The following is a 9,840-nucleotide window of genomic DNA, read 5'->3' as shown; positions in this document are numbered from 1 at the left end:
TGCCTCACCCGATACGATCGCGCCCACATTTCAAGGAGACGACCATGCTTGACCTGAAATTCGTGCAGAGAAACCTGGACGCCGTGAGCCAGGGCCTGAAGAAACGCTGCAAGACCGAGCCCGACGTGGCCGAGTTCGCCCGGCTCGACGAAGCGCGCATCGCCCTCATCCGCGAGGCCGAGGGCCTGAAGGCCGAACGCAACGCAGGCTCGGCGGAAGTGGCCAAGCTCAAGCGCGCCGGGCAGGACGCCAGCGAGCTCATGGCGCGCATGTCCGCCATCGGCGAGCGCGTGAAGGAGCTGGACGCCGAGCTTGGCGTCATAGAGGCCCAGGAGACCGACTGGCTCCTGAAGGTTCCCAACATCCCGCACGAATCCACGCCCGAAGGCGCGGGCGAAGAAGACAACCCCGTGCTGCGCCACTGGGGAACCAAGCCCGAACTTTCCTTCACCCCCAAGGAGCACTGGGAGCTGGGCCAGGCCCTGGGCGGACTGGACTTCGAGCGCGCGGGCAAGCTCACCGGCTCGCGCTTCTGCGTCAGCTTCGGCTGGGCCGCCAGGCTGGAGCGCGCCCTGGGCGCGTTCATGCTCGATTGCGCGGCCGAGAACGGCTACACCGAAGTGCTGCCGCCCTTCATCGTCAACAAGACCGCCATGACCGGCACCGGCCAACTGCCCAAGTTCGCCGAGGACCTCTTCAAGATCGAGGGCCAGGACTACTACCTCATCCCCACGGCCGAGGTGCCCGTCACCAACCTGCACGCGGGCGAAGTGCTGGAGGAAGACCAGCTGCCCACGGCCTACTGCGCCCTCACCCCCTGCTTCCGCTCCGAGGCGGGCAGCTACGGCAAGGACACCAAGGGCCTCATCCGCCAGCACCAGTTCCACAAGGTGGAGCTGGTCCGCTTCGCCCACCCGGAGCAGTCCATGGCCGACCTGGAACTGCTGACCGGCCACGCCGAAATGGTGTTGCAGCGCCTGGGCCTGCACTACCGCGTCATCGCCCTGTGCGGCGGCGACCTGGGCTTCTCCTCCTGCAAGACCTACGACATCGAAGTCTGGCTGCCCGGCCAGAACAAGTACCGCGAGATCTCAAGCTGCTCGAACTTCCAGGACTTCCAGGCCCGCCGCGCCGGCATCCGCTTCAAGGCCAAGGGCGCGAAGAAGAGCGAGTTCCTGCACACCCTGAACGGCTCCGGCCTGGCCGTTGGCCGCGCCCTCGTCGCCGTGCTTGAAAACGGCCAGCAGGCCGACGGCAGCGTGGTGCTGCCCGAAGCGCTGCGCCCGTACATGGGCGGGCTGGAGAAGATAGAGATGAAGAAGTAAGCGGCAAGGGGCGCCGCCCCAGCCCCCGCCAGGGGGTATGCACCCCCTGGACCCGCAGGCCAAACAAGAAGCCCCGGAGCGCAAGAGCGCTCCGGGGCTTCTTGTTTGGGGCAGGCTGCATGATGGAGACAGGGGGGGACGACCCCGCCAGGGCTGGCGCAACCTTAGCCCGAGCGCCTTGCGCCCGGCCCCTCTGCGTTGGGTTTCCCGCTCCGGCGGCCTTGGGCCGGAGAGGGAAACCCAACGCCACAGGGAGTCCAGAGGGCCTTGTGCCCTCTGGCGGGGTCAAGGGGCGGCGCCCCTTGCCGAAGCCTGGGAAGCACCGCCACCAGCCGAATCCAGGATCTGCGGGCAGGTCATCCAAACATTCTGTAGAACAAGTCTGGAATATTTTGCCGGGTGCCTTTGTCCTGCCCCGGCAAGATGTTCCGCGCCGACGCAAAAGCAGGTGCTCACCTGCCGCTTCTGGTGCCTTTCGCAAAAGGCACCATGCCAACTCAAGTTGGCGGCAAATTGCGCATTCGTAATTTTTTATCATTTAATTCACGCATGTTACAAAACGAACACACTGGCCCCGGTCTTGCTTTACCCCTTGTGGTGGGAGAAGGGCGCTGCCCTCTCGGAGGGCGATGGCCTTCGCCGACGGGTGGGAACTGGTCCCGCAGCCCGGTCCACAAACGCATGGCACGGCGCGCCGGGGTGGCCGCCGCGGAATCTACATTGAACAGGAGAGTTAAGGAGGTTCTTATGGCGGAACAAAAGCGGTGGCTCACCGAGGACAAGCTCGCCCTCATCATGGGTTTGTTCCTCTTCATGCTCGGCATGCTCACCTTCGCCGGGGTGGACGCCCTGGGTTGGGCGGTCAAGACCAACGTCTGGGTGACGGCGGACAAGATTTTCGGCGCGGCCACGGGTACCTACAAGGGCCTGCCCGGCTATGCGGCGCTTCTCATCACCTTCGTGTTCATCACAACCTTTTTGAGCGTGGGCGTGAAGTTCCTGGGCGGCGACGTGCCCAAGTTCATCAAGTCCTTCACGCTGGTCTTCTTCATCAGCATCGCCTGCTACGCAGCGGGGCACTACGCGCAGATCGCCGCCACCCCGGACAAGGTGGAGAAGCTGGGCATTCCCTGGTCCCTTGGCCTTACGGGCGAGGCGGGCTTCATCATCGCCCTTCTGGCGGGCATCTTCTTCGGCAACATCACCCCCGGCTTTGCCGACAAGATGAAGGAAGCCCTGCGTCCTGAAATGTACATCAAGATCGCCATCGTCATCCTGGGCGCGGAACTCGGCGTGAAGGCCGTGGACGCCCTCGGCCTGGCCTCCTCGGTCATCTTCCGAGGCCTGTGCGCCATCGTCGAAGCCTACCTCATCTACTGGGCGCTGGTCTATTACGTCGCCCGCAAGCACTTCAAGTTCAGCCGCGAGTGGGCCGCGCCCCTGGCTTCCGGCATCTCCATCTGCGGCGTGTCGGCCTCCATCGCCACTGGCGGCGCCATCCGCGCCCGGCCCGTGGTGCCCATCATGGTCTCCTCCCTGGTGGTCGTGTTCACCTGCATCGAGATGCTCATCCTGCCCTTCGCCGCCCAGTACTTCCTGTCGGGCGACCCCATGGTGGCGGGCGCGTGGATGGGCCTGGCGGTGAAGAGCGACGGCGGCGCCATCGCCTCCGGCGCCATCGCCGACGCCCTCATCCGCGCCAAGGTCTTCGCCGACACCGGCGTGATGTACCAGGAAGGCTGGGTCACCATGACAGCCACCACCATCAAGATCTTCATCGACGTGTTCATCGGCATCTGGTCGTTCATCCTGGCCGTCGTGTGGTGCAAGTACATCGACTGCAAGCCCGGCGAGCGCATGAAGTTCAGCGCCGTGCTGGACCGCTTCCCCCGCTTCGTGCTCGGCTACGTCATCACCTTCCTCATCATGCTGGCCCTGTGCGCCACCGGCCCGGACCTCTTGAAGTTCGGCAAGTCCACCATCGCCAGCACCAACGTGTTCCGCGGCATCTTCTTCCTGCTCACCTTCTTCACCATCGGCCTGGTTTCGAACTTCAAGAAGCTGTGGGCCGAGGGCATCGGCAGGCTGGCCGCGGTGTACGTGGTCTGTCTGTTCGGCTTCATCATCTGGATCGGCCTGTTCATCTCGTGGCTGTTCTTCCACGGCATGAAGCCCCCTGTCGTCTAGCGGCGGAAGCCTCAGGCCCTACGAACAAAATCACAAAGGAGCAGCACCATGCAGCTTGATGAAAACAAGATTGCTGAAGAAATGGCGAAGATGGAGTATGAGCCCCTCATGCCCGTGGAAAAGAAGCTCATCGCCTGGAGTCTGGGCATCGGGGTGTTCTCCCTGGTGTTCCTGTACTGGGTGAGCGCGGTGTTCTTCCCGCACGCCCACGGCTAAACCGTCGCCCCGCCCGGACCGGACGCCCCACTAAGGTCCGGGCACATACGCCCGCCGCGCTGCGGCCCCAGCGCGGCGGGCACTTTTAACGGACCCTTTGCAAAAGGACCGGCCATGTCCCAGCACCCCCACGGCAAGCTCCAGCACAAGTTCCTTCTGGGCCTTGCGGGCATCTTCCTGCTGCTTGGGGTGGTGTTCCTCTTCTCCCTCAACATGCACCTGCGCGAAATGCTGCACATCGAGGCCGAGGCCAAGGCCGAGCTGGTGTTCTCGCACCTGTCCTCGGTGCAGACGTACGTGCGCTCCATCCTGCGGCCCACGGTGCGGCACATGCTGCCCAAGGAGGAGTTCCTGCTGGAGGCCATGAGCACCTCCTTCGTCACGCGCAAGGTGCTGGTGGACCTGAACACCCAGCGCGACCAGTACATCTACCGCCGGGTGGCCCTTTCCCCGCGCAATCCGGCCTCCGAGGCCAACGAAATGGAGCGCGGGCTCATCCACCACTTCCAGGAGAACCCGCAGGAAAGCGCCTACCGGGGCTACCAGGCCATCGACGGCGTGGAGCACTACGTCATGGCGCGGCCCGTGCTGTTCGAGAAGGAATGCCTGGCCTGCCACGGCGATCCCAAGGACGCTCCGCGCGTGCTCATCGAACGCTACGGCGGCAAGCGCGGCTTCGGCCGCAAGGACGGCGAGGTGGCCGGGCTCGACTTTGTGGGCATGCCCGTGGACAAGAGCGTGAAGCACATCCAGGAGTCCATCTCGCTTTTCGGCGTCTCGTTCATCGCCGTGGCCGCGGGCGTGTTCACCCTCATCCTCATCTTCTTCAACAGGCTGGTGGTCACCAACCTGCGCAGGCTCTCGGCCATCTTCCGCGAGCACTTCACGAGCCCCAAGGACCAGTCCATCCTGGACCGCCTGGACGAGGGCGACGAGATCCATTCGCTCTTGGAGGCCTTTGAATCCTTCGCCACGCACCTGCGCGAGGCGCGCATGCAGCTGGAGGACTATGCCGCCAACCTGGAGGACAAGGTGCGCTCCCGCACGGCGGACTTGAGCCAGGAGGCGGCGGAGCACCGGACTGACGTGCGGCTTTTCGTGGAGCTTTTGGACGACCTGAACCGCAGCCAGGGGCACGAAGAACTCATCGCCAGCGTGCTGCCGCGCGTGGCCGCGCGCTTCGGCGCCAGCCGCGCCATGTATTTGTGCGCCACCTCCGGCCGCAACCACTACGCCTGGCCCGGCCCGGCCTGCGAATCGCAGATGCCCAGCGACTGGCAGGGCCTGCTGCGCGAAGGCCAGGTGCGCCAGGAGGCCGACCGCGTGTTCGTGCCCGTCACCACCTCGGACCTCAACCGCGGCCTCATGGGGCTTTTCTGGGACGAGGGCGCGCGGCCGGAGCTGAACGCCGAGGTGCTGCTCGCCCTGGGCCAGCAGCTGGGCATCGCCATCGAGAACCTGGAGGCCGTGGACGCGCTCTTGCGCCAGAACAGGCTGCTGGAACTCATCTTCGAGGGCATTTCCGACCCGCTGCTGCTGGTGGACGAAGGCGGAGCCGTGGTGCTGGCCAATTCCTCGGCCCGGGCCCTGGCGGAGGGCATCCGCCCCGGCTCGCGCATCCAGACCTGGTTCGCCAGCATTTCCGCCCCGGCCGTGGCCGATGGCACCCTGGCCGCGGCCATCTCCGGCCAGGCCCCGTCCAGCCTGGAGTTCGAGCTGCCCGGCCCGCGCTCGCTCGCCGTCAGCGTGTACCCGCTGCACGCCGGGGGCGAGGTGGGCCGCGCCGTGGTCTACATCCGCGAAACCACGGCCGAGAAGCGCATGCTGGCGCAGATGCAGCAGAGCGAGAAGCTGGCCGCCCTCGGCAAGCTGGCCGCCGGGCTGGCGCACGAGATCAACAACCCGCTCGGCGTCATCAGCTGCTATGCGCAACTGCTGCAGAAGAGCCAGCGCGAGCCCCAGGCCCAGGAGGACCTGGAGGTCATCGTGCGGCACACCAAGAAGGCCCAGAAGGTGCTGCAGGACCTGCTCGGCCTGGCGCGGGCCAACAAGCCCGCCACCGGCCCCTGCGACCTGAACGCCGTGGTGGAGGATCTGGCCCAGATCTTCCGCGTGCAAGTGGAGAAGACCGGCGTGGCGCTGAACCTGGAGCTGGCCCCGGGCCTGCCCAGGGTCCAGGCCGACTGCTCGGCCCTGGAGCAGATTCTGACCAACCTGCTGGTGAACGCCTTCGACGCCGTGCCCGAGGACACAGGCATCATCACCGTGCGCAGCGAGGCCGAGCCGGACGGCCGCGCCGTACGCCTGAGCGTTTCGGACAACGGTCCCGGCATCGACCCGGAGCACCTGGGGCAGATTTTCGACCCCTTCTTCACCACCAAGGAGATCGGCAAGGGCACGGGCCTGGGCCTCACCGTGGTGCACGAGCTGATGCGCGAACTGGGCGGCCGCGTTGAGGTTTCCGGCCGTCCCGGCGCCACATTCCTCTTGACCTTCCCGGCCCAGGCCGGGGATGCTGCAACCACTCCCCTACTCCCACGGAGGGAACGCCAATGACCGGCACGCGCGGAGAACGCATATGACGACCACCCCGGCCACCGGCAGCGGCGCGGCCCTGGTTGTGGACGACCAGCGCGACTTCGCGGTTGGCCTCTCGCGCCTGCTGGCCGGCCAGTTCCCGGACTGGACCTTCACCGTGCGCGAGAGCGGGGCCGAGGCCCTGCAGGAGCTGGAGCACAACGACTATTCCCTGCTCATCACCGACCTGCGCATGCCGGGCATCTCCGGCCAGAACCTGCTCACCGCCGCCCTGGCCCGCAACCCGGCCCTCACGGTCATCATGCTCACGGCCTTCGGCTCGGTGGAGACGGCCGTGGCCGCCCTGAAGGAAGGCGCCTACGACTTCCTCACCAAGCCCATCGACCAGGAGCACCTGTTCCGCATCGTGGGCAAGGCCATGGAACGCAGCCAGCTGTTGATGGAAAATATGCGCCTGCGCGAAAAGGCGGCCGACACGGAACTGGGCCCCATGCTCATCGGCGAAAGCCAGGCCATGCGCCGCCTGCGCAAGTCCATCCTCGCCGTGGCCGCATCAGACTACACCGTGCTCATCCGGGGCGAATCCGGCACGGGCAAGGAGCTGGTGGCCCGGTCCATCCAGGCCCTGGGGCACCGGGCCAACGCGCCCTTCGTCACCGTGAACTGCCCGGCCATTCCCGATTCGCTGCTGGAGAGCGAGCTCTTCGGCCACGTGAAGGGGGCCTTCACCGGCGCGGACAAGAATCGCAAGGGACTGTTCATGGCCGCCAACCGGGGCACCATCCTGCTGGATGAAATCGGCGACATTCCCGGCGGCGTACAGACCAAGCTCCTGCGCGTCATCCAGGAGGGCGAGGTGCGGCCCGTGGGCACCAACGAGGCCGCCAAGGTCAACGTGCGCATCCTGGCCTCCACCAACCAGAACCTGGAAGCCAAGATCAGCGACCAGAGCTTCCGCGAGGACCTCTACTTCCGGCTCAACGTGCTGGCCATCCACGTGCCGCCCTTGCGCGAGCGCACCGAGGACATCCCGCGCATCGCCAGCCACTTCCTGCTCACCGTGTGCCGGGAGCTGGGCGTGCCGCCCAAGGAGCTTTCCGACGAGGCCGTGGGCTACCTTGCCTGCCGCAGCTGGCCGGGCAACGTGCGCGAGTTGTTGAATCTGGTGCGCAGGCTGGCCGTGTTCTGCCCGGGCGACCGCATCGAGGCCGCGCACGTGCGCCAGGCCGAGACCGGCGCGCCCCTGCCCTCGGCCTGCGAACCGTTCTCTCCCTACAAGGAGACCAAGCAGATGGTGGTGGAGGAGTTCACCAGAAGTTATGTGCACCGGCTGCTGGAGCACACCCAGGGCAACATTTCGGAGGCCGCGCGCATCAGCGGCGTGGAGCGCTTCTCGCTCCAGAAGATTTTGAAGCGCATGAACATCAACACCGGCGACTACCGCAAGGGCTAGGAGGCAGGCATGCAAGCGGCATTTTCCAGCACGGACGAGGCGGCCATGGAACGAGAGACACTGCTGACGAGGATCGTGGACTCCCTGCGTGAAGCCGAGCGCCCGGCCCTGCGGGAACGCATCGAAAGCGCCCTGGCCGAGCAGGACAGCGCGGCAAGCGAGCTGCGTTTCCTGAAGGACCTGGACATTTTCATGGCCCTGCCCGGCCCGGCCTTCATGTATTCGCGCGGCATAGCCGAAACCCTGCGCGTGGGCGAGGACATCTTCGAGCTGGCCTACGTGCTGCGCCGCGCCAGAGAGTAGGACCTTTCGCGGCAATCCGGCCCGCGAGGGACGAAAAGCAAGGGAGGGGCGCGTCCCCTCCTTTTTTTGCGCCCGCGCCCGGCCGGCAGGCAGAGCCGCCAGGGTCCATGGGGCCTCCTCACGCGCGCATGAGCGGGGAACAGGGCCCGCCGCAGGAGCAGGGCAGCCCGTCGGGACTGCGGCACGCGCGTGCGGGGAGGGGGCGTGCGGTCCCCCTCCCCTTTTCGCCCAGAGGAGCATGGGCGCATGAAGAAGCAACGCATCCCGCGGCGCAGGCGCGGCCAGACCGGGAAATATCAAACAGAATGCGGGGAGGACGCCCCCTGTCCCTCCGGACGCCCTCCCCTTTCCTCACCCCAAGGAGACGGGGGCGCATGAGGAAAGCCATGCCGGCCGTGCAGCCGGCGAAATATCCTGTCCTGCTGATCGAGTTGCGGGCCGCGTTACGGGCCGCATTACGGGAAGGCGGGACGCCAAACCGGAGCGCCCGCCCTTCCCGTCCTCATGTCCGTGAGGCGGCGCATGAAGAAAACCCGTGCGACGCGTCCCCCCTGCCGCCGCCCGTTGGCCTGGGCGCGGGCCAAGGCGCAGGCCTGGGCGCAGGGAGGACGCCCTCCAGACGTCCCCCCCGGCAGTTGGCAGAGGTGCGTGTCAGCGAACATTGGCTTGCGTTACGGATGGTTGCGGAACTTATCCTGCACGTGCGCGCTGCCGCTGTGGCAGGGCGTGCAGTCCATGCGGCCCTTGGCGATGGGCGAGGGCTTGCCCTTGCCGTGGCAGGACATGCAGGCCGCCTCGCTCTTGGACGAGAGCAGGGGCGCGAAACCGCTGTCCACCTTGGCGTTCAGGATCTCGATGGCCTTGGTGGCCACGTCGGCGGTGATGCGCGAGCAGCGCTCCTGGCGCTTGGCGCTGGCCGCATCGATGCCATGGGCATGGCACCAGGTGGACACCGAGATATGGCAGAGCACCGAGCCGCAGGCGTTGGTGGGCAGGGGCCCGGCCACGCCTTGGGCCGCCGCGCCGGGATCGTACAGCGGGAAGGCCGTCTTCTCGTACCAGCGGAACAGCTCGGTCACCATGGGATCGCGCTCCTTGCGGCCCCAGAACAGGGCGAAGGCGCTGGCCGCGCCCAGGAGCGCGCCGCAGACGGTGCCCCACTCGGAAATGCCGCTCTTGCCCACCTCCATCATGGTGAAGGGAAACTGGTTGTACGGCGCGCCGTACTTCCTGCCCATGCTGCCGATGATGGACTCGAACACGCCGTAGCAGCAGCCCAGGCCGTCCTTCCAGTAGCCCGCATAGGCCAGGGGCGCACACTCGGCCGCATCCAGCCGGTGCGGAATCCACGCAGGAGCGGCAAGGGCAGGGGCCTTTTCCTTCAGCGTTTTCCTCGCCGCCAGGCCTTCGCCCGGCAGGGCCGCAACAGCGCCAACGCCCGCCAGCAGGCCGCCAAGCGCCGCACCGCCAAGCCACCCCAACGCATCCCGTCTGCTCACCATGGTCATATGCTCTCCCCCTCGTTGTTTCGGTTTCTGGCCCGCCACGCGGGCGTTTCCACCAAGGAGAGCAAGGGCCGTGCCGCCTGACAGAAAGATACAACATACAGTAATCACAAATAATTTTCAGCACGCCCCCCTCAGCTTTCGCCAACGGGAAGAGGCGGTGCGTCTGCCTGGGGAGGCAGGGACAGCGGGGAGGAATCCGACGCGCCTGGAGCTGGCGCAGCATTGAACCTACGGGCGACACCCGCAAAAAAAACGGCCGGGCCGAAGGAGTTCGGTCCGGCCGCTGGCGGATGTTGTTTTTTTGGGGGGG

General features: G+C 66.4%; 7 protein-coding genes. 6 read left to right on the top strand and 1 reads right to left on the bottom strand.

Annotated features, from left to right (window positions below; all coding sequences use genetic code 11):
- Positions 1-44: 44 nt before the first annotated feature.
- The 6 genes from serS (at position 45) to VN419_RS01060 (ending at position 8,022) form a co-directional block, all read left to right on the top strand.
- Positions 45-1,325: a serine--tRNA ligase gene (gene serS, locus VN419_RS01085; protein WP_325643531.1), complete on the top strand. Its 1,281-nt coding sequence runs from the start codon at positions 45-47 to the stop codon at positions 1,323-1,325.
- A 747-nt stretch (positions 1,326-2,072) separates the two neighbouring features.
- Complete coding sequence (locus VN419_RS01080; protein ID WP_325643529.1) at positions 2,073-3,512, top strand: putative sulfate exporter family transporter; 1,440 nt, start codon at positions 2,073-2,075, stop codon at positions 3,510-3,512.
- Positions 3,513-3,560: 48 nt separating this feature from the next.
- Positions 3,561-3,728: a hypothetical protein gene (locus VN419_RS01075; protein ID WP_325643527.1), complete on the top strand. Its 168-nt coding sequence runs from the start codon at positions 3,561-3,563 to the stop codon at positions 3,726-3,728.
- 114 nt (positions 3,729-3,842) lie between these two features.
- Positions 3,843-6,284, top strand: coding sequence for a c-type heme family protein (locus VN419_RS01070; RefSeq protein ID WP_325643525.1), 2,442 nt, complete (start codon positions 3,843-3,845; stop codon positions 6,282-6,284).
- 22 nt (positions 6,285-6,306) lie between these two features.
- Positions 6,307-7,719, top strand: a complete 1,413-nt coding sequence (locus VN419_RS01065; protein ID WP_325643523.1) for a sigma-54 dependent transcriptional regulator — start codon at positions 6,307-6,309, stop codon at positions 7,717-7,719.
- A 9-nt stretch (positions 7,720-7,728) separates the two neighbouring features.
- Positions 7,729-8,022, top strand: coding sequence for a hypothetical protein (locus VN419_RS01060; RefSeq protein WP_325643521.1), 294 nt, complete (start codon positions 7,729-7,731; stop codon positions 8,020-8,022).
- Positions 8,023-8,693: 671 nt separating this feature from the next.
- Here the strand turns inward: VN419_RS01060 and VN419_RS01055 are convergent.
- Entirely contained in the window at positions 8,694-9,530 is an 837-nt protein-coding gene (locus tag VN419_RS01055; protein ID WP_325643519.1) for a split-Soret cytochrome c, read from the bottom strand.
- Positions 9,531-9,840: the final 310 nt, after the last annotated feature.

Source organism: Humidesulfovibrio sp. (assembly GCF_035560995.1).
In the GTDB taxonomy this organism is placed as follows: Bacteria; Desulfobacterota; Desulfovibrionia; order Desulfovibrionales; family Desulfovibrionaceae; genus Humidesulfovibrio.
This window is presented reverse-complemented; position numbering and strand designations above follow the sequence as displayed.